Below are 568 nucleotides of genomic sequence, written 5' to 3' on the forward strand. Positions count from 1 at the left end.
CAATGCAAAGGCTTCACTTTCTTCCAGATCATCTGGCAGTTTGCTAACCTTCAAACCAAGTATTTTCTGATAGTAGTACTTAAGAGGTGAAGACAAGGCGCTAAGCAATTCTTCCAAAGACAGACTTTGGATCTGTATTTCTGTTTCATCGTCTTCGACGAGTTGATCACTTTGAGGCTCAGCAAACATATCGAACTGATGTAATGGAGGCGCGTCTATTTCCAGAACATTGGCATTTGTTTCATCCTCTTCTCTAGACTCAAGTTCCAAGCCTCTGGAAAGGTCTTCCTGCTTTGGCGAAAACAGTGTCATCCAGTCCATGTTGTAGCTTTTGTCTAGTATTTTTTCACTGTGCGATTCAGAAACTTTTTCACAATAATAGTCGGAGTGAAAAGCTTGCAGGCGGTGCTGCTTGGTCCACAACTCCACTACATCGGCATCTGCTTCGTTCTCTATTTTAAAATACGTGCGGCAATAATCCTGTAGCTCACTCACTAGTACAGAGGGGTAGCGAATAGAATTATCGCTAATATTGCGACCCGTATAGCTGATATACAGATAATTCCTG

1 pseudogene is annotated in these 568 nt (G+C 42.3%); it reads right to left on the minus strand.

Features of this window, described 5'->3' with window-relative positions:
• A pseudogene (locus A3729_RS04160) lies at positions 1-568 on the minus strand (exodeoxyribonuclease V subunit gamma); the annotation flags it as partial.

The sequence above is a fragment of the Oleiphilus sp. HI0043 genome (assembly GCF_001634935.1).